Origin of the sequence: Pandoraea commovens (genome assembly GCF_024704525.1) — a bacterium.
Lineage (GTDB): Bacteria > Pseudomonadota > Gammaproteobacteria > Burkholderiales > Burkholderiaceae > Pandoraea > Pandoraea commovens.
In genome coordinates, this window is the sequence record NZ_CP102780.1 from 5,005,918 (window position 1) to 5,026,262 (window position 20,345).

Genomic DNA, 20,345 nt, shown 5'->3' on the forward strand with positions numbered 1-20,345 from the left:
AAAACGGCAAGGCGCGATGCCTTGCCGTTTTTTTATCTCGCCGACCTTGCTTGCAACCCTCAGGCGGACGCGAGGAAACCCTGCGACAACCCGTTGGCGCGTGCGTCGCACCACTCGGGATGCGCGCGGGGATCGGTCCACACCAGCAGATGCAGCGCCGCCAATGCGCGCGGATCGTTGAGCAACTCCCACTTCTGCGTGTTCGAGAGTTTGGTCGGGCCGCGCAGCAGCGCCGTCTCGACACGGTCGGCGCGCAAGGCGTCGCGCTTCGCATCGTCCAATGTCGGCTTGACGCTCGACGCCACCAGCGCGTTGGCCATCGGATCGACCACGGCGTCCACAAAGTCGACGTGCTTACCCGCCTCGCTCGTGTACTTCTCCGTCATGCGCAGTTCCTTGGGCGGCCATGACTCCTCCGGAATCAGGAACAGGCGCGCACGCTTGAGTCCGCGACCCAGCGACACACGGCTGGAGAAGACCGACACCGGAATCGAAATCATCATCGAGCCGACAATCGGCATCAGCCACCAGATGAAGTCCGGGTTGAGCCAGTAGACGACACCGCCCCACGCCATGCCAATCACCGTTTGCAGTCCGTGGCGGCGAATCGCTTCGCCCCAATGCGTCTCGGCATCTTCTCGCGGCGGCGACTTCCATTGGATCGCGATGCCGGTGAGCGCCGCCAGCACGAATTGCGTATGGAACAGCATGCGCACCGGTGCGAGCACCGCAGAGAACACCATCTCGATGAACATGCTGACGGTCACCGCGAAGGCACCGCCAAAGCGCTTCGCCCCTTTCACCCAGATCAGCAACACCGCCAGGATCTTGGGCAGGAAGAGCAGCGTCGCCGTCGCGGAGAACAACGCCAGCGCCCGTTCGGGGTGCCATTCCGGCCACACGGGGAACAACTGACGCGGCGCCGTGAAGTACTCCGGCACCACCAGCGTGTGCTGGGCCAACATGCACGTCGAGAGAATCAGGAAGATGAACCACAGCGGCGCAGACACATACGCCATTGCACCGGTGACGAACACCGCGCGGTGCACCGGGTGCATGCCTTCTGCAAGGAACAACCGGAAGTTCATCAGGTTGCCCTGACACCAGCGGCGGTCGCGTTTGAGTTCGTCGAGCAGGTTCGGCGGCATTTCCTCGTAGCTGCCCGGCAGATCGTAGGCGATCCACACGCCCCAGCCTGCGCGTCGCATGAGCGCGGCTTCCACGAAGTCGTGCGAGAGAATCGCGCCGGACATCGCGCCCTTGCCCGGTAGCGGCGCAAGCGCGCAATGCTCCATGAACGGCTTGAGGCGGATGATCGCGTTGTGGCCCCAGTAATGCGATTCACCGAGTTGCCAGTAGTGCAGCCCCGCAGTGAATAGCGGGCCGTAGACGCGCCCCGCGAACTGTTGCAATCGCGCGTAGAACGTTTCGCGGCCCGCAGCGAGCGGCGCGGTCTGGATCAGGCCCGCGCTCGGATGCGCCTCCATCATGCGCACGAGCTTCGTCAGGCATTCGCCACTCATCACGCTATCCGCGTCGAGCACGATCATGTAGCGATAATCGCTGCCCCAGCGACGGCAGAAGTCGTCGAGGTTGCCGCTCTTGCGCTTCACGCGGCGCTGACGCCGACGATAGAAGATGCGCCCGAAGCCACCAACTGCCCGGCACAGCGCCTGCCATGCGTCGACTTCGGCGGTGCAGTTATCGGCCTCGTTGGAGTCCGACAGGATGAAGAAGTCGAAGCGTTCGAGCGAGTCGGTCTTGGCGAGCGACTCGTAGGTCGCGCGCAAACCGGCGAACACTCGGCCGACGTCTTCGTTACAGATCGGCATGACGATGGCCGTGCGCGCATCGGGCTCGATGGGCGCGTCACCCGCCGCCATCTTCGAGATCATGTGACGCTCGCCGCCGAACAGCAGGACGAAGAAGCCGAAGATGGCCGTCCAGAAACCGGCCGAGACCCAACCGAAGAGCAGGACGAACAGCACGAGCACCGAGAACTCCAGCGGATCGGCGCCGTGGTACGGCAGCACCGAAGCCATGAAGTGCGTGGCGAGCGCCGTCTGCGCGATCATCAGCGCGAGCAGCATCCAGCGACGACGACGTCCTGCCTGCGACCAGCGTCCCTTGGGATCTGGGGCGTCGCGCACGAGCGGATCGGGGTCTTTGCGACCGATGAGCTTGCGCCACAGCCGTGCGAGCGGATTGAGCGACCACGGACGCGGAATGAGCGACGTGCGGCGCACCGGCGGCGAGACGCGCAGCGTCTGCACGCCGCGCACTTCGTTCAGGCCTGCGGCAGCGGCCAGTGAGCCGCCTTCCGTGAGCGAGAGGCGCACGGGTTGCGACGCGAGTACCGCGTCGCTGTCGGACTCGATCTCGGCGAGATCGTGGGCGTGCCACGCCGCCGTCGCCACCGTCGTGGTGGCGCCGTCGGTCTGACCGGCGGTCGCGGTGGTCTCCGTGCCATCGGAAGCTGTCGCGGTCGTATCGATCGTATCGATCGTATCGGTCGTATCGATCGTATCGGTTGCCTCGCCTGCGACGTTCGAACCGCGCGCAGCGAGCAAGCGCTGCAAGCGGGTCAGAACGTCGAGCGAATCGCCGCCGTCACGCTTCGCTTGTGTGAGCAGCGCACGACGCTTTTCGGCGGGCAGGGGCAACCGGTCGACGTAAAGTTCGTCGACCGGAATGTCGGAGCGGTCGCTCACTCGGGGGGTAACAGGTAGCTCCACGTTTCGGATAGGGTGTTACTGCCGTTGCGCAGGTAAGCGCGCATTTCGACGGGTTTCTCGGAATCGAGGCGGCGCATGCGAAGCATGACGCGATAGCCTCCCGTGACGTCATTGCGCTGCGTCTGCACTTCGAGGATCTTGCCATTGCCATCGATGGACACATTGCCTTCGACCTTGGCATCTTCCGGTAGCTTCTTGAGCCCCGGGCCTTCGAAGTCGAGCGCGAAGAGCAGACTGTCGTCTGGTTTTCCCCGGTAGCCGTGTCCCCGGCGGCTTTGCGTCACCCACGCCAAAGGCGGGCGCTTATCGTTATCTTTTTGCCACGAGAGCCGGTATTCGAGCGACAACGGCTGCTTGGGCTTGGGCGGTGCATCGGGCACCCAATAGGCGACGATGTTGTCGTTCGTTTCGTCCGGCGTGGGAATCTGGACCAACTCTACGCGGCCTTGTCCCCATTTGCCCTTCGGTTCGACCCAGGCGCTCGGACGTAACTCATAATGGTCTTCAAGGTCCTGATAGTTGGTGAAATCGCGGTCGCGTTGCACCAGCCCGAAACCGCCGGGGTTGGACAGCGAGAACGACGACACCAGCAGCCGCTTGGGATTGACGAGCGGACGCCAGATCCATTCGCCTGTGCCGGACTGGATGGACAGGCCGTCGGAGTCATGCACTTCGGGGCGATAGTCGGGCACGGGGGCCTGCTGGTTTTCGCCGAAGAAGAACATGCTGGTCAGCGGGGCAATGCCCAGCTTGGTGACGTTTTCACGCAGGTACAGTTCGGATTTGACGTCGACGGTCGTGTCGACGCCGGGGCGCAGCGTGAAGCGGTACGCTCCGGTCGCTCGCGGCGAGTCGAGCAACGCGTAGATGGTCAGCTCTTTCGCACCGGGTGCGGGACGCTGAATCCAGAACTCAGTGAAGCGCGGGAACTCTTCGCCGGAATTCAGTGCGGTATCGAGCGCGAGGCCGCGAGCCGACAAGCCATACGTCTGGTTCTTGCCCAGCGCACGGAAGTAACTCGCGCCGAGGAAGACCATGACTTCGTCTTTGTACTTGGGCGTGTTGACCGGGAAGTGAATACGGAAACCCGCGAAGCCGAGGCCGCGCAGTTGTTTCGGGTCGACCTTGAGTGCGCCGAAGTCGAACATGTCGGGGCTGTAGCGCACTTCGCGCACGCTGTTGCCGATCAGTTCGTTGATTTTGACGGGGCGGTCGTAGTACGAACCCTCGTGGAAGAACATCAGCTCGAACGGCAGCTTCTGCGCACGCCACAGCGCCTTTTCAGGCTTGAAGCGAATGTTGCGATAGCGGTCGTAGGTCAGATTCTGAAGCTCTTTGGGGAGATTCGGATCCTTGGGCTTATAGCGGTTGTTCGCCAGCGTACGCGCTTGTTTGGCGACGTCGTCGAACGAGAATGCATGCGCCGCGCCCGAGACGAGCGCACAGACGCTAAGTACGCCGGCAATCGCCAGGTGTAGGGCACGGTGGGAAATCTTGCGGGGAACCGCGTTGAGCAGGAATTCCATCGGCAGTGGGGAATGGCATGTAACGCGCGTGCTGGCCACAGCCAGCGTGCGCCGAACGCGCAATTTTACCCGTTCATTCACCGATTGACTAAAGATGCATCGGCAAAACCTTCGAAGCGGGTACTCACATTACCCCAATCGTCTGCTGTGACGGTGCTTCCGGCGCGTCACAAATTTGTGACTTTTTGTGACCATGCCGCGAAATGAAAGGATTTCACTCCCTTCTCACTCTCACTTCTGCCAGTTTTCCGTCATTTTTTGGCCATTCCTGCGCCATTTTTATGGCATTCGGGGCGGAATCGTCCGAAAGCCGTTCCCGTTGCCCACCCTGCCCCGCCTTCAGCGACTCGCCATCGCCAGTAACCCGCCCAACGTCATCAGCGCGCCGCCGATGGTTCGTCTCACGAGATGCTGTCGCCGCACCATCGCCTCGCGCATCCATCCCGCCGAGAACCCCAGCGCCACCAGGCTGAACCACGCCCAATGCGCAAACGACATGAACGCCCCGTACGCGAGGCCGAGCGCCCAGCCCGTGCCCGGGTGAACGACCTGCGTGAAGGTGCTCACCACGAACAAGGTGCACTTCGGATTCAATGCGTTAGTGAAAAAGCCGGTGCGGAACGCCTGCAACGCCTCGCGCCAGCGGGCGGGGGCTGCGTCCCATGATTCCGGTGATGGTGACGAAGCTGAAGCGCCCTCCTCTTGCGTCACATCCACGACCGGCGACCGATCCCGCAACGTTCGCCACCCGATGTACACGAGATACGCCGCACCGATCCACTTGATCACCGTGAACAGCCACGGCACCTGAACGATCAGCAGCCCCACGCCCACCAACGTGTACGCCACGTGCACCTGCACGCCCGCCGCGATCCCCAACGCCGCCCATAACCCGGCGCGCCGACCATGACGCCAACTCTCGCGCGTCACCATCGCAAAATCCGCACCCGGACTGATCACCGCCAAGACCGTGATCGTCATTACCGCTATCAGCTCTTGCATGACTTTCTTTCACCTTTCTTATTTGTGCCCGAACTTCCCGTTCCGTACTCGGCGCCGCGCGGGACCAGAGCCCTATTCCGCCCCTCAGACATAGACCCAACTCGGTTCAGAACAGGGCCCTGATCCCCCGCTCATCGCACCTTTTGCGTCTACGTTCTTTTTTCGCCCATCCGAACCGCCGCTTCTCAGGCTGCATTCTCGCCATTTCCACCTCCGCGGAAAAACGATCAATTGGCCCGCCTATCCGTGATAATTTCTCACGTATGACGCGATCCGCACACCGCTCCCTTCCCCTGAACGCCCTTCAGGTCTTCGACGTCGCCGCCACCGAACTCAGCTTCGCCCGCGCCGCCGACCGACTCTTCGTCACCCACGGCGCGGTCAGCCGACAAATCCGTACCCTGGAACTCGCCCTCGGCCTCCCCCTCTTCGAACGCCGTAACCGCGCTGTCTTCCTGACCACCGCCGGAGAAAAACTCCACGCCACGACCCGGCAGATGTTCGAGCAACTCGCCACCACGGTCGCCTCGCTTCATCCCCCGTCGCCCTCGGACACGCTCGTCGTCTCCTGCGAACCCACCCTAGCCATGCGGTGGCTGATCCCCCGCCTCGCCTCGTTCTCGCAAGCCCACCCCGGCATCTCCCTTCACCTCCACTCGGCCGGTGGCCCGCTCGACTTCGAAAGCGCCGGTGTCGATGTCGCCATTCGACGCAACGACTTCTTCTGGGGACATTCGCTCATCGCCGAGCCGCTTGCCGACGAATGGATCGGCCCCGTCGGCCTCCCTTCGGCCTTCGACTCGCCACCGATTTCGCACCTCCACACGCGCACGCGCGCGCACGCCTGGCAGGACTGGCAGCGCGCCATGCGCGCCGCGTCGTCGCCCGAACGCCTGAAGCACTTGGAACGCTTCGAGACGAGCGCCAACCCGGCAACGCCGCCGTTCGAACACTTCTATCTGAGTCTGCAAGCCGCCGGTGCAGGCCTCGGGGCCGCCATCGGATCGGTCTACATGGTGTGCGACGAACTCAACGCCGGACGCCTCGTCGCCCCCGCAGGTTTCATCCGCGATGGCTCAGGCTACGTCGCACTCTCGCGCGAACCGTTTGCCGACAATCCGGCGAAGGCAACACTGCTGAACTGGCTGCGCACGGCGCTGACAGAATCCGCATCGCCTTGGGTCGCGAATGTGCAGTGACAAAGGGGAAGGCAAAGCGTGAGGGAGATTCTTCAGGCACGCGGTTCGTTCTGCGTGTTCTGCGTGTTCTGCGTGTTAGGGGACAAGGACGGCCCGGCCGTTGGCGAGGTCGGTGGAATGGGCACAGGCGCCGGTCCGGCAGCAGCCCCCGCCGCATCTTTGCTCTGCGCCACGGCAGGTGGCCCCTTGGGCAACATGCGCACACCGCGCCAATTGCCCCACTTGTAAAACGCGAGCGCCATCACGAGCGAGACACCGAACCCGAGCGGGAAGCTCCACCAGATCGCCTCCGCGCCCCACGTCTTTTGCATCTGCCACGCAAACGGCAGCCGGATCACCCACTGCGAAACGAACAGGATGACGAGCGGCGCTGCCACCGCCCCCGTCGCCCGCACCACGCCGAAGAGCACGATGGTCACGCCGAACAGCACGAACGACCACGCCACCACCGCATTGATATGCTGCGCGACGGAAATGGCGTAGCCGTCGTCCGGCAGGAACGCATTCATGAACTGACGGTTGAACAACAGAATCGCGATCACCAGCGTGCCGGTCATGACGAAGTTCAGACCGACGCCCACACGCCCGATCTTCGTCACACGATCCCACAAGCCCGCCCCTACGTTCTGCGCCGTCATGGACGACACCCCTGCACCGATAGCCAACGCGGGCATCTGCACGTACGTCCACAACTGCGATGCGACCCCGTAGGCCGCCGTGGTCTGCGATCCATAGCCGTTGACGAATCCCATCATGACCATCGCAGACGACGAGATCACCACCATCTGCAACCCCATCGGCAAACCCTTGACGACGATCAGCCGCAGCAACCCCATGTCGATCCGCAGATACTTCCAATCCTTGCGCGTGAGCCACAACGGATCGCGGCGCTTGTACAAGGTGTACATGAGCGCAGCAAGGCTCACGGTCTGCGCGATGAGCGTCGCGCCCGCCGACCCCGCAATGCCGAACGGCGGAATCGGCCCCCAGCCAAAGATGAGCAGCGGGTTGAGCGCGACGTCCAGCCCGGCGGACAACAGCATGAAACGGAACGGCGTGCGCGCATCGCCCGCCCCGCGTAATGCCATCATCACGAAGTTATAGAAGTACATCACCGGCAACGCCACGAAGATGATGCGCAGATACGCCACCGCAAACTCACGCGCATCGCTCGGCGTGCCCAGCACGCGCAGCAACTCCGGCGTGAAGATGTAGCCGAACACCGCCACGGCCGTGGACAGCAGGACGAAGAACGTCGCACTCGTGCCGACGATGCGCCGGGTCAGTTCAGGATTCTTCGCACCAATGGACTGACCGATGAGGATGGTGTTGGCCATGCTGATGCCGAACACGACACCCAGCAGGAAGAACAGCAGGATGTTGGCGTTGGACGCCGCAGTGAGCGCCGACTCGCCAAGGTAATGGCCGATCCACATCGCATTGATCGACGCATTGAGCGATTGCAGCACGTTGCTGCCCAGCACCGGCAGCGAAAACCAGAACAGGGTCTTGCCGATGGGGCCGCGTGTGAGGTCCTGTTCTGCCATCGTCGTCTTACTTCGTGTCGAACTTCACGCCAGCTGCGGGCACGGGCACGGCACACCGGTGGCCGCGCACATTGTCGAGAAACCGCTCGATCAACGGCAGTATCTTCGCTTCGATATCGCCGTGTCCGTAACCGAAACCCGCGAAGTTGAAGTGCGTCGCGCCATCGACCACCGCCAGCCAGTGGCACCCGGGCGGCATGTCGGCGAAAGGCTCGGTGCGCGTCTGCCATTTGCCTTCAAGCGGATCGTCGCGCGTGCCCGTCACGAGCAGGGCAGGCTTGCGAACGTCATGCCACGCGCCCGCCGGAAAGATCGCGCCCTTACCCTGCGGCGACAGCGCGATGTAGGCGTCGAAGCGGTCGTCGCTGTCGAGCCCGAGCTTGTTCTTCGCACCCGCCTCGATCATGACGGTCACCGCGCCCATCGAATGTCCCGCCAGCACGGCAGGCCCTGCATGGCACTGATTACGCGCCCAGCGCAGCGCCGCCCCCGCATCTTCGAGACGGTCGTCATACGCTTCGGGGTCCGTAGTGAGGGCCAGCAATCCGTCGCGCAAACCGCCGTTGCGCACCCGGTCGCGCAGCGAATCGCGTCCGCTCTCCTGATGCGCCATCGTCACCGTCAGCCAGCCGTATTGCGAGAGCGCTCGCCCGAGCCACGACATCGCGTCGCGGTCGTCGCCCGCGCCGGGGCTCACCACCACAACGCCATTGCAGGCGACTTGGGGACGGAAGACATGGAGGTTGGCATACGCGCCGTCGCTGCGCATGACGCGCTGATCGACACCGGTCGCGGCGGATGCCGGGGTCGCGGTCACGGGTTTCGCCGATGCGGGGGATGCGGAGGATGCGGAGGATGCGGAGGATGAGGCGGACGGCGCAGGTGCGGCTTTCGCAGGCGTGGTCCCCGGAAAGACGGTGTCGGCAGCCAAAACGTGAGACGGCAACGCGACGAGCGACAATGCTGCGAACAGCGACGCGCCGACGCTGCAGGCACCGAGCGCGACGCGTAACGTCCCGAACGATCGTCCCACCGCCCTGCGCGACTTTCCGAGCATCCGTTCTCCCCTGGTTTCCGGCAGCACGCAGCCAACCCGGCCCAAGGGGCACTTGTCCCTGATCTTGCTAAGCTCGAACCACCGAGGGAACGGGTTAGGCCGGGAGCGACGGTCTCGCGACGAAGCTCCGCTGCGACATCACACGATGAGCCATCTTAGCGCGGATTGCGTAGGTGCTCGCATGATTTTTGCACCGCGCCTACCTGTCTCGCGTGCGCAACGCACGGGATGATTCCCGAACTCATCAATCGCTCATCGACGCCACCGCCGGAGCAAGTCTGGCATAGGGCGTCAGGCGCTTCGATGCCGTCCGACATGCCCGTCTCGCGACAGACCCAGCGCCGACGCGTAGCCCTGCGGATCGAAGCGCCACGTCAGTGCGATCAGCGCCACGTTGAGCACGATGAGACCGATCCACGACGGCATGAAGCTGCCGGTCGTCGCCATCACCGCACCCGATGCAAACGGGGCCACAGCCGCGATGCAAAAGCCCACGCCCTGCATGAACGCCGCGAGCGCAGCCGCATGACGCGGGTGCGCATGGTGATCGAGCGCCAGCACCAGTCCGAGCGAAAAGGTGCCCCCCAGTCCGAAGCCGATGCCGCCGATCCACCACCACGGCGCGGCGTCCGGTGCCACGACGAGCCCGGCGAGACCGGCCAGCGTCGCGGCCAGCGCGAGCGTCAGCCACCGGCGACGGTCGACATTGCGCCGCGCCAGCCACGGCAACATCAACGCCGCCACGACCTGACACGCCGTGAGTCCGGCGAGCAACGCGCCGCTTTGCGTCGCGCTCATGCCGCGCTGCTGATAAAACGGCGGCAGCCACGCGACCATCGTCGTGTAAGTACAGTTGATGAGACCGAAGTAGACGGCCAGCGTCCACGCACGATGCTTGCGCAACAGGTCGAGCATCGACGGCGGCTTGCCGGAAATGCCGGACGTTGCGGCGCGGCACGCCGCACGCAGATCTTCGGCAGAAGCGGTCGTGTGCGCGGCCGGGGCGACGGCCTGGGCAACGGCATGCACCTTCAGCGGCGCGCGCCACCACGCCAGTGCCGCGACGCCGACGACCGCAAGCCACATACCTAACCCGACGCGCCAGTCGCCCGCCTCGGACGCCGCCCACGGACTCGCCGCCGCCCCGAGGCCACCACCCCCCATGAGCGCAGCGGAGTACAACCCCATCATCGACGTCATGCGCGCCGCACTGTAGTTCGCCTTCACGACGCCCGGCAGCAACGCCTGAATGATGGCGATGCCGATGCCCGACGCCAGCGCCGTCGCAATCATCGTCACGGTATCGTCGGCGAAAAAGCGCACGCCACAGGCAAGCGCTAGCGCCACCAGACCGAGCAAGACACCGCGACGCTCACCGAAGCGACGCGTCAGCCCGCTCGCCGCGAATGCGCCCGCGCCCATCGCCAGCACCGGCAGCGACGTGAGCAACGCCGCCACGGGATACGTCATCCCGGTCGCCTCGCGAATTTGCGGCAACAGCGGACTGATGGAGGTGAGCGTCGGTCGCAGCGTCAGCCCGACTGCGACGATGGCCAGCCAAAGCGTCATACCACCACGCCTTCGCTCACGACGACGTGACCGTTCGCCACCACCCAGCGACGCGGCGCACGCGTCACGATGGCCTGCGCCGCGTTCAGCGCATCGACCAGCACGAGGTCGGCGCGCGCCCCCACGTGCAGACCGTAATCGTCGAACCAGCACGCACGTGCGCCCTGATGCGTCACGCAATCGAGCGCGATGTCCAGTTCATCGTCGCGACGCAGGTTGTAGCGCAGCCCGATCATCATGGCGCGCTCCAGCATGTCGGGCGAACCGTACGGCGTCCACGTGTCGCGAATGCCGTCGTTGCCCCCGGCCAGCGTCACACCCGCACGACGGCACGCCATAAGCGGCGGCACGACGCGCGACGGCGGTGCCGTCGTGATGAGCGCCACCCCGGCATCGGCCAGACGCGCCAGCAATGCGTCGGCGCGCGCGGCGTCGAGTTCGCCCAGACAGAAAGCATGCGACACAACCACCTTGCCCTGCATGCCCAGCGCCACAATGCGCTCGAGCATCAACTCGAACGAGAACACGCCCATCTCGCCCGGCTCGTGCAGATGGATGTCCACCGGACAGCCATGCTTGTCGGCAAGCGCGAACATCGCGTCGAACGACGCCTTCGGGTCGCGGTCAATGGCGCACGGATCGAGCCAGCCGAGTACATCTGCCCCGCGCGCGAGCGACGCATCGAGCAATTCGACGGTGCCCTCGCGATCGAGCACGCCCGATTGCGGGAACGCCACGATCTGCATGTCGAGCCTGTCCGCCAGCGTCTCGCGTGTGACCAGCACGCCATCGAGATGACGCAGGCCTGCGTCGGTATCGATGTCGACGTGCGTGCGCAGCCGCGTGGTCCCTGCCGCGAGGAACGCACGACCGAGCGCGAGCGACGCCGCTGCGGCATCGTGGCCGCTCGCGGCACGCCACTGACGCTCGTTGTCGATGCGGTCGATGAGTCGCGAGCCGCATTCGTTCACGTACCAGGGCATGCCCCATGTCGTCTTGTCGAGGTGCGTGTGCGCCTCGACCAGTCCGGGCATCAGCAAAGCGCCGCGCGCGTCGATCCGATGAGTGGTTCCATCAGCGCCGTTCGCCGATGCAGGCAACGACGACCCGATGGCCGCAATCTTGCCGTGCTCGACGCGCACATCCACCGACGTGCCGTCCAGCCCGCGCGCATTGCGAATTTCCAGTGTTGTCATACTTTCCTCAAGAGTCCTGCTTCGGCGTCGCTATCAACGCTGCTTCCGTCCACATTCTGCGAGCGAGTCAGCATGCTCACTGTGACGAACGTCACCGCGTTCACCGCCAGCGCCACCAGCCCCATGTTGATCGACGCCACGGTATCCGACGCGCCGGGCAACATACGCAGCGTGACGTCGAACCCGACGGCCGCCAGCAACACGAGCGCGCCCGCGCCGATCCCTGCAAACGCGCCGTACTTATTGCCGAACGGACGCGGCAGCAAGCTCGCCACGAACGACGGGAACAACTGCGTGAGCAGGCTCGATGCAAACAGCGCCAGCGCCACGAACGTCGCACCGCCACGCAGCACGAAGAACACCGCCACCAGACCGAAGACCGGCAGCACGCGCTTGGCCAGTTTGCCGACCACCGCTTCGCTCGCCTGCGGCGCAAACCCGTCGCGATAGATGTTCTTGGCAATCAGCGTCGACGCATTGAGCAAGATCATCGAACCGGGCACCAGCGCGGTCAACACCCCCACCCCGCCGATCACGCCGACGAACCACGGCGAGAACGTCTGTTTGACGATGCGCAGCAACGCCAGATCCGAGTCCGCACCGGTCAGTCCAGGCACTTGCAGAATGGCCGCGAAACCCACGAAGAACATGAACGCGATGACCATCTGATACAGCGGCATCAGAATCGTATTCTTGCGCACGGCGCTTTCCGTCTTCGCGGCATACACCGACGTGAAGACGTACGGATACAGGTAGTAGCCGAGCGACGTGAGCAGAATCGTCGAGTTGTACCAGGACAGCGTCAGCCCGCTCGTGGGCATTTGCAGGAAGCCCGGACGCGCCGCCTCGATGCGGTCGAACATCTCGCCGAAACCGCCGAAGTAATGCAGCGGCAGATAGATGCCCAGGAAGATCGCGATCACGAGGATCAGGATGTCCTTGTAAATCGCAATGCTCGCCGAGCCATGAATGCCCGACACGGTAATGTAGACCACCATCGCAATCGCACCGCACCAGATCGCCACGGCCGGAGGAATCGTGCCGTACGACGCTTCGGACACGATGATGCCCAGCCCGCGCAACTGAATGATGAGCAACGCGCTCATGCCCAGCACGGCCACCAGCGACACCACAACGCCCAGCGCCCGCGACCGGTACGCCGTGGCGAAGAAGTCGGAGAACGACACGCAGTTGTGCTTCGTCGCGTGACGCCACGCCGCGGGCAACATCCAGTAGCCGAGCAGGTACGCGAGCGCCCCGTAAGCGAGGATGTAGAACGCGGGCGGTCCCTTGCTGTACGCCCAGCCGCTCGCGCCCAGAAACGTGAAGGTCGAGAAGGCCTCACCGGCCATCAGCAGGAACACGAGCAGCGTGCCGAAGCCCCGGCCGCCCACCGCCCATTGTTCGAGGCTCATCGTGCGCCCGCGACGCGCGCGCAGCCCCACGAAAAGCGCAAAGGCCAGAAACGCCGCGATGACGGCAAGTGCGGCGTTCATGATGCGGCTCCGTCGTGGTCGCGGCGCTCGCTCGCGACTTGTTGTGCTGTGCGCTGGGCCGCATCGCGCGAACCGTCGAAGCGGAACATCACGAGCATGATCACCGACGTGAGCAACAGCCACACGATGTTCCACGTCATCAGAAAAGGTAGCCCGGCCAGCCGGGTGCCCACGTGTTCGGCGAGCCAGCCGCCGCTGTAAAAGGCCGCGATAGGAAGCGCGGCCAGGCAATGTACAGGTTTCATGATGTCTCCAGACCCAAAGGATTCATAAGGCAGCCGCTCGTTTGCAATCCCGGCGGCCTGATGCGTTCGGTGGCTTTGCCCATGTCGTCGACGTCGCGGGGAATGGCACATCGCGAAAATTTGCCATATCATCAACCAAACATCGATAAATGGTTAACCATTTTTGTTGACCATTATCGGTAACGATTTGCCGAAATGCAAGGTCGCATAGCGCGCAGAGGCCAAACCTAGGGTTTTCCGGGGAATGGGTATCGTGGGAAGGTTGGTGTCGGATAGGTGTCGATCGGCGATGTCACGCCATATCGGATGGCCCGGGGCGGCAGGTACAATTCGCCCCACGCCCGCGCACTTTGATGTGAAGGGCCAAATTTCAGGAGATCAGGCTTGAGCCGCACCGCAGCACCGCCCTCGTTCACCGCCGCGTCTGACAACGCCCCTCGCGTTCAGGCCGCCCCCATCACGGAGCCGGACCCGGCAGCGGTCGACGTCGAGGGAGATGGCGCGCCGGGCAGCGCAGGTCAGCAGATCGAGGCCCGCGTGTACGCCGCGATTTCGCAGGCGTTGCTCTCGGGCAAGCTCCGGCCGGGGATGCCGCTGCGCGAACGCAATCTGGCGCAGGCGCTCGATTGCACACGCGGCGCAGTGCGTAAGGTACTCGCGCGACTCGGCTTCGAGGGCAAGCTGGTGCTCGAACCGAATCGCGGTGCGTTCGTGCCGCAACCCTCGCTCGACGACATCCGCCAGACCTACCGGGCGCGACGCGTTCTGGAAACCGGTGTGATTGCGAGCATCTGCGGGCGCTTGAACGACGCGCAGCTCGCGGTGCTCGACGCGCACGTCGAGACCGAAGCGCGCTCGCATGCCGACGGCACGCATGAGCGCTCGATCCGTCTCGCGGGCGAGTTTCATCTGAAGTTGATCGGCATGGCCGACAGCGCGGAACTCGATGCCTTCGCGCATCAGCTCGTCGCCAAGACGGAGCTATACAAGGCGCTGTATGACCCGGCGGAATTCATGCATTGTGCGCCCACCGAACACGCGCAGCTCGTGAGCCAATTGCGTGACGGCGAGACGCAGGCGGCCATCTCGCTGGCCACCGCGCACCTCGACGAACTCGAAGCGCGGGTGCTGACGCGGGCTGCGGCCGCCGAGACGCCGGACTTCCGTGCGATCTTCGCCGAGGCGTTCGCGGGCGAGGCGTGACCCGACATCACACCACGTGTGCGAGTGTTGCATGAGACGGATGCCCAAATCGGAGTATATTGCGCCTGATCGCGACGGGCCTGCGGCCCGCCAGCCACTTTCGCCCCCCGCTCGAACGTATTAAGGCACCAAGCCCGAAGGAAGCCCATGTCCCATCTGGTAGTCCACGGCGGCCAGCCGCTACGCGGCCGCATCACGCCCTCCGCCAACAAGAATGCCGTTCTCCCGGTGCTGTGCGCCACGCTGCTGACCGACCAGCCCGTGCGCCTGATCGGGGTGCCCGAGATCACCGACGTTCGCAAGATTCTCGACATCTTCCGTCAGCTCGGCAGCGACGTGAGCGTCGATTTCGACGCGGGCATTCTCGACGTCCACCATCTGAATACGAAGTTCGATCCGCGCACCGACCATCTGCCCGAAGAGATGCGCTCGTCGATCATGCTCGTGCCGCCGCTGCTCGCGCGTTTCGGCGTCGCGCGCATCGAGGACAACATCAAGGGCTGCACGCTTGGCGTGCGCGAGATCGATCCGCACATCGAAGTGCTGCGCCATTTCGGCGGACGTGTCGAGCGCACCGCCGGCTCGCTGCTGATTCACGCCGACGAGGCCCGCCCGGCGATCCATCACTGGCTCGACTACGCCTCGGTGACGACCACCGAGAACTTCGTGCTGTGCGCCGCCACCGCGAAGGGTCGCTCGCAACTGAACAACGCCGCGTCCGAGCCGCACGTGCAGGAGTTCTGCCGCTTCATGCAGATGCTGGGCGTGCCCATCGAAGGCGTCGGTACGTCACAGTTGGCGATTGAAGGCGTCGAGCGCTTCGGCGGCGGCGAATTCCGCTTCGCCGAGGACTTCCACGAAATCACCACGTTCCTCGCGCTCGGCGCAATCACCGGCGGTGAGATCACGGTCAAGAACACGGCCCCCGATCAGTTCCCGCTGATCGACCGCACGTTTGCGAAGTTCGGCATCAAGGTCGAGCACCGCGACGGCTGGTCGACGGCCACGGCGCAGGGCAAGCTCAAGGTGCAGGCCCCGTTCACGCAGAACATTCTGACGAAGGTGGAAGCGGCCCCGTGGCCGTACTTCCCGGTGGATCTGCTGCCGATCTTCATCGCACTGGGCGTGAAGGCCGAAGGCAGCGCGATGTTCTGGAACAAGGTCTATGACGGCGCGATGGGCTGGTCGACGGAACTGTCGAAGTTCGGCGCGCACGTGTTCCAGTCGGATCCGCATCGGCTGATCACGTTCGGTGGCGTGCCGCTGTCGCCTGCCGTCGTGGAAAGCCCGTACATCATTCGCGTGGCGATTGCCTTGCTGATGGTGGCCGCGAGCATCGACGGTCAGTCGACCATCAAGAACGCTCAGCCGATCCGCCGCGCCCACCCGCGCTTCGTCGAGAATCTGTGCTCGGTCGGCGCGAACGTGGTCTGGACGGCACCCGAGTAAGACTCTCCGACGTGCACCGGCGCCCCCCCGGGGGGGCCGGGCTCGCCCTGCGGCACACGCCAGCGGCAGACGACCCCCCGATCACCTACACGCCGGTCGTCCGCCGCTGCGAACCCGACGGTTGACCTTACCTGAGCCGGTACGGCGCGCCATGACTTCACCTTTGCCCGACGGCATCTCTCGTTTGCCCGGTGGAAATTTATTTCCCGCGCGCCGATATTCGCCCCGGATCGGTGCGGCGCATCCAGACGAATGTGAAAGAATGGCGAGCATCATGAGCGATCGTCACCTGCCCCCGCAGTCGCCTGCCACGCCAGCCACGTCCGCCACGCCTGCTGCTGTGGCGACGGCAGCCCCGCGTCAGAGCGGCGCATGGCCTGCGTCGCCGCATGCCCGTCAGTTGTCGGGCGTGCGAGTGCTCGTCGTCGACGACAATCAGGAAGACCGCATGCTGCTGATGGACTTCCTCAGCCAGCAAGGCTGCCGGGTCTACATCGCACAAGACGGTCGCGACGGGTACACCAAAGCGCGCACCGTGCAGCCCGATCTGATCCTCATGGACATCCGCATGCCGGTTTGCGATGGCCTCGGCGCGTGCCGCCTGCTCAAGGCCGACCCTGGCACCCGCCACATCCCGCTCATCTTTCTGACGGCCGCCGCCTTGCCCGGCGAGCGCGTCGCAGGCCTGTCGGCCGGTGCGGTCGATTACGTCACCAAACCGTACGACTTCGAAGAGGTCCGGCTGCGTCTGTCGATCCATCTGAAGACGACACCGTCCACGCCTGCCCACGGCGCAGCGCCGACAGCCAACGTCACGACCGCAGCCGACACCGACAAACACGCACCGCTCCCCGTGCAGGCCCACACGCTCGACGCCGTGCTGTTTCGTGCCACGCGTGCGCTGCTGCTCGACCAGCTCGGCACGACGCCCGAGCTGGCCGGTCTGGCAAGCGCAGTCGGCACGAACACACGCCGTCTCAATCTCGCGTTCCGCCGCTGTGTCGGCGTGACGGTGTTCGACTTCCTGCGCGAAGAACGCATGAAGGAGGCGCGACGCCTGCTCTCCGAGACGTCGCTGGACGTGCAGGACATTGCGAGCGCCGTGGGTTTCGCCAGCGCCGCCAACTTCGCCACGGCCTTCCGCGAACGCTTCGGCATGCCGCCCAGCGGGTTCCGCGAACAGGGCGCACAGACGTATATCGCACCCGACAATTCGGGATCGACGCAGGCATGAGCACTGCCCCATCGGACTTAACGGCGCACGCGACGCGCCGGGCCTCCTCGCCTCGTTCTCTCTGGCTGACGCGCTTCGCGCTCACGTTCATTGCGCTCGTCGCGCTGGTCGTGACGTTCTGCCTGCCGGGCACGGCGACCGCTACTACCGCCACCACCGCCACTACAGCCACGACGGCCACCAACGTCGCACCTGCCGCCGTTCAGCCCGCCCCGAGCTTCATCGATCTCGCCGACGCGCCATCCCCCCTCAAGCTCGACAGGCAGCTACGCCTGCTCGAAGACCCGACCCGGCGCCTCGATGCCACCCAGGCACTCGCCGCACCCGGCTGGCGCAACGTCGTGCCAAACATGCTCAATGCGGGCTACAGCCGCTCGGCGTTCTGGCTCACGGGTAACGTCTCGAATCCGAGTAACGAACCCGTCACGCGGTGGTTAAGCGTCGGCATCGTGCGTCTGGAGGATGTGCGCTTCTACGCGATGCCGTTCGGTGCAACACAACCAGCCGACATATGGCGCGCCGGACACACCGTGCCGCTCGACCAGCACCCTATCGTGTCCGAGACGTCGGTCTTCCCCGTCACGCTCCTTCCGGGGGAAAGGCTCACGTTCCTCTTGCGTGTGGAGACGCGCTCGTCGGTGAGCATCGTGCCGCAGTTCTGGCAGCCGGACGACTTCCGTCAGTCCGAATCGCGCAACGCCATGATCGCCATGTTGCTCGCCGGTTCGATGCTCTCCATCGCGCTCTATGCGTTCGTACTGGGCATCGCCCGCCGCGATCCGGTGTTCGTGCTGCTCGCGCTCACGACCATCACGCAGGTGGCGCAAGATATGGCGTTCCAGGGCTTCCTGTATCGCTACTTCCTGCCGCAGGGCGGCGAGTTCATCGTGCGCGCGCCGAGCTTCTTCTCGACGCTGACCGCTGGCGTGTTCAGCGCGATGCTGATGATCTTCACCGGCCTTGAGCGAGTCACCCTGTGGCGCTGGGTCTATCGCGCAATGATCGGCCTCATGGGCTTTATGGCGCTGTGGGTGCTGTTCGGCGATCACCGTGTGGCCGCCTTCACGCATCTGCAACTGCTCACCGTCTTCAACGTGATCTGGGTCGTCTCGCTGGCCGACGGCTGGCGTCGCGGGTTCAAGAACGCGCGCCTGAGCCTGCTCTCGTTTTCGCCTGGTTGTCTCGTGCTGTTCTGGCGGCTCGCAATCATCAACGGCCTGCTGCCGGAGGACTGGCTCGCCAACACTGCGATGGCATGGAGCACCAATTTCTCCGTGCTGCTGATGCTGACCATCATCGTGGCCGGACGCTCGCGCGAACTCGTGCGCGAACAACGTGCTGCACAGCGCGAGGTGCTGCAAACGCGCCGCGAAGAACAAGCGCGGCTGGCCAATGCCGTCAACACCCGCACGCGCGAACTGCAAGCCGCCCTCATCGCCGCCGACGAAGCCAACAGCGCAAAGAGCGATTTCCTTGCGCGCATCAGCCACGATCTGCGCACGCCGCTCACATCGATCATCGGCTTTGCCGATCTGGTGCAATCGGGCGGACGCGAAGACGCCGACCGCGGCCGCATCATCCGTCGCAGCGCGCATCACATGCTCGCGATGGTCAACGACCTGATCGAATACGCGGGCGGTGGCGCAGCCGACGCGCTGCACGTCGCCCCCGTCTACACGCACGCGTTCGTCGACGGCATGGCGCACGAAGGCATGAGCCTCGCACGCAAGCACGACAACGCCTTCCTGCTCGACGTACGTGCGCCGCTTCCGCCGCTGTTGGCCTTCGACGCCAAGCGGGTGCGTCAGGTGCTCGGCAATCTGCTCGACAACGCGGCGAAGTACACCTCGGACGGCACGATCACGTTGTCGCTGTCCGCCACCCCCGACGCAACACGCGCGGACATCGTGCATGTGAGCTTCGGCGTAGAGGACTCCGGCTGTGGCATTGCAAAGGACGACCTGCCGCGTGTGTTCGAACCGTTCGCCCGGCTCGACCGCGCGCGGCGTCTGCCCGGCGTGGGGCTGGGACTCGCCATCGTCCGGCAATGGATCGAGCGCATGGACGGCACTATCGTGATCGACAGCCAGCCTGATGTCGGCACGAAGGTGACGTTCACCTTACCGCTGCGCGTGGCGCGCGAAGCGGATCTCGTGCCGCAATCGTTCGCGGGCGCCACGCACGCCTTGCCGTCGCTCGACGGCACGGGGTATCACATCTGGCTCGCCGAAGACTCCCCCGAAATCCGCCAATTCCTGCATGACGAACTGGCCAGTCTGGGCTTTACCGTGAGCACCTTCGGCGACGGCGTGGCGCTCATCGCCGCGCTGGGCAATCCCAAAGCGCCGCAGCCGGACCTCGTGCTGACGGACCACATGATGCCCAACGCCGACGGACTGGCGGTGGCACGCGCCGCGCGCCGTCGCTGGCCCGATGTGCCTGTGCTGGCTGTCTCCGCGTCGCCGCAGGTCGTTGCGGGCGCAGGCAGCGAGGGGGACGGTAGCGAGCACGGCTATGACGCGTGTCTGCTCAAGCCCGTCGAACTGGCGGACCTGCGCAACACGCTGGCGCGTCTGCTCGACCTGCAACGTGACGAGGCACCGGCGAGCGAAGTGGAACAGGAGCGCGCCATGGTGCGTCCGCCGCGCGAGCGGCTGGTGGAAGCCCGTCAGCTGATCGCGATGGGGGCGATTACCGATCTGATGGACTGGTCGCGCGATCTCAGCACACAGGCCCCGCAGTACGACGTCTTCGCTCGTCACGTCCATCAACTCGCGCAACGTGGCGATCTTGCCAGTCTCACGGAGTTGTGCGCGCCGACGCAGTGACGCCGACGCAGTGAAGCAGCGCGTTGCCGATAACGACGCCGCATGAAGACGCCCCAAAC

The 20,345-nt window shown here is 64.8% G+C and carries 14 protein-coding genes and 1 pseudogene; 6 read left to right on the forward strand and 9 right to left on the reverse strand.

The window, feature by feature from the left end:
• Nucleotides 1–59 precede the first annotated feature (59 nt).
• The 3 genes from mdoH to NTU39_RS22550 form a co-directional block, all read right to left on the reverse strand.
• A complete protein-coding gene (gene mdoH / locus NTU39_RS22540) occupies nt 60–2,417 on the reverse strand; it encodes a glucans biosynthesis glucosyltransferase MdoH (RefSeq protein WP_373275420.1) in 2,358 nt (785 codons plus the stop codon).
• Between the two features lie 290 nt (nt 2,418–2,707).
• Nucleotides 2,708–4,261, reverse strand: a complete 1,554-nt coding sequence (locus tag NTU39_RS22545; RefSeq protein ID WP_246184571.1) for a glucan biosynthesis protein G — start codon at nt 4,259–4,261, stop codon at nt 2,708–2,710.
• A gap of 339 nt (nt 4,262–4,600) precedes the next feature.
• Complete coding sequence (locus NTU39_RS22550) at nt 4,601–5,263, reverse strand: LysE family translocator (RefSeq protein WP_150664520.1); 663 nt, start codon at nt 5,261–5,263, stop codon at nt 4,601–4,603.
• 263 nt (nt 5,264–5,526) lie between these two features.
• Here NTU39_RS22550 and NTU39_RS22555 point away from each other — a divergent pair.
• Together NTU39_RS22555 and NTU39_RS22560 are read left to right on the forward strand one after the other, a co-directional pair.
• Nucleotides 5,527–5,676, forward strand: a pseudogene (locus NTU39_RS22555) (LysR family transcriptional regulator); the annotation flags it as partial.
• 84 nt (nt 5,677–5,760) lie between these two features.
• Nucleotides 5,761–6,462, forward strand: coding sequence for a LysR substrate-binding domain-containing protein (locus NTU39_RS22560; RefSeq protein ID WP_246184591.1), 702 nt, complete (start codon nt 5,761–5,763; stop codon nt 6,460–6,462).
• 32 nt (nt 6,463–6,494) lie between these two features.
• Here the strand turns inward: NTU39_RS22560 and NTU39_RS22565 are convergent, their stop codons facing one another.
• From NTU39_RS22565 to NTU39_RS22590, 6 genes are all read right to left on the reverse strand, one after another.
• Nucleotides 6,495–8,009 (reverse strand): MATE family efflux transporter, encoded by a 1,515-nt coding sequence (locus NTU39_RS22565; RefSeq protein ID WP_257958615.1) that lies wholly within the window; start codon nt 8,007–8,009, stop codon nt 6,495–6,497.
• A 7-nt stretch (nt 8,010–8,016) separates the two neighbouring features.
• Nucleotides 8,017–8,826, reverse strand: a complete 810-nt coding sequence (locus tag NTU39_RS22570; protein WP_257958616.1) for an alpha/beta hydrolase family protein — start codon at nt 8,824–8,826, stop codon at nt 8,017–8,019.
• A gap of 531 nt (nt 8,827–9,357) precedes the next feature.
• Complete coding sequence (locus NTU39_RS22575; protein WP_257958617.1) at nt 9,358–10,635, reverse strand: MFS transporter; 1,278 nt, start codon at nt 10,633–10,635, stop codon at nt 9,358–9,360.
• Nucleotides 10,632–11,831, reverse strand: a complete 1,200-nt coding sequence (locus NTU39_RS22580; protein ID WP_257958618.1) for an amidohydrolase family protein — start codon at nt 11,829–11,831, stop codon at nt 10,632–10,634. Before NTU39_RS22580 ends, NTU39_RS22575 begins: the two co-directional genes overlap by 4 nt.
• Entirely contained in the window at nt 11,828–13,327 is a 1,500-nt protein-coding gene (locus NTU39_RS22585) for a sodium:solute symporter family protein (RefSeq protein ID WP_257958619.1), read from the reverse strand. Before NTU39_RS22585 ends, NTU39_RS22580 begins: the two co-directional genes overlap by 4 nt.
• On the reverse strand, nt 13,324–13,572 hold the full coding sequence (locus tag NTU39_RS22590) for a DUF3311 domain-containing protein (RefSeq protein WP_150664526.1): 249 nt from the start codon (nt 13,570–13,572) through the stop codon (nt 13,324–13,326). The genes NTU39_RS22585 and NTU39_RS22590 overlap by 4 nt, the downstream gene beginning before the upstream one ends.
• A gap of 384 nt (nt 13,573–13,956) precedes the next feature.
• Between NTU39_RS22590 and NTU39_RS22595 the strand changes: the two genes are divergently transcribed.
• From NTU39_RS22595 to NTU39_RS22610, 4 genes are all read left to right on the forward strand, one after another.
• Nucleotides 13,957–14,775: a GntR family transcriptional regulator gene (locus NTU39_RS22595; RefSeq protein ID WP_246184573.1), complete on the forward strand. Its 819-nt coding sequence runs from the start codon at nt 13,957–13,959 to the stop codon at nt 14,773–14,775.
• Between the two features lie 147 nt (nt 14,776–14,922).
• Nucleotides 14,923–16,224 carry a UDP-N-acetylglucosamine 1-carboxyvinyltransferase gene (locus tag NTU39_RS22600; RefSeq protein ID WP_150576086.1) on the forward strand — a complete coding sequence of 434 codons (1,302 nt, stop codon included), beginning with the start codon at nt 14,923–14,925 and terminating at the stop codon, nt 16,222–16,224.
• A 448-nt stretch (nt 16,225–16,672) separates the two neighbouring features.
• Nucleotides 16,673–17,458, forward strand: coding sequence for a response regulator transcription factor (locus NTU39_RS22605; RefSeq protein WP_246184592.1), 786 nt, complete (start codon nt 16,673–16,675; stop codon nt 17,456–17,458).
• On the forward strand, nt 17,455–20,286 hold the full coding sequence (locus tag NTU39_RS22610; protein ID WP_257958622.1) for a hybrid sensor histidine kinase/response regulator: 2,832 nt from the start codon (nt 17,455–17,457) through the stop codon (nt 20,284–20,286). Before NTU39_RS22605 ends, NTU39_RS22610 begins: the two co-directional genes overlap by 4 nt.
• The last annotated feature ends 59 nt before the right edge of the window (nt 20,287–20,345 follow it).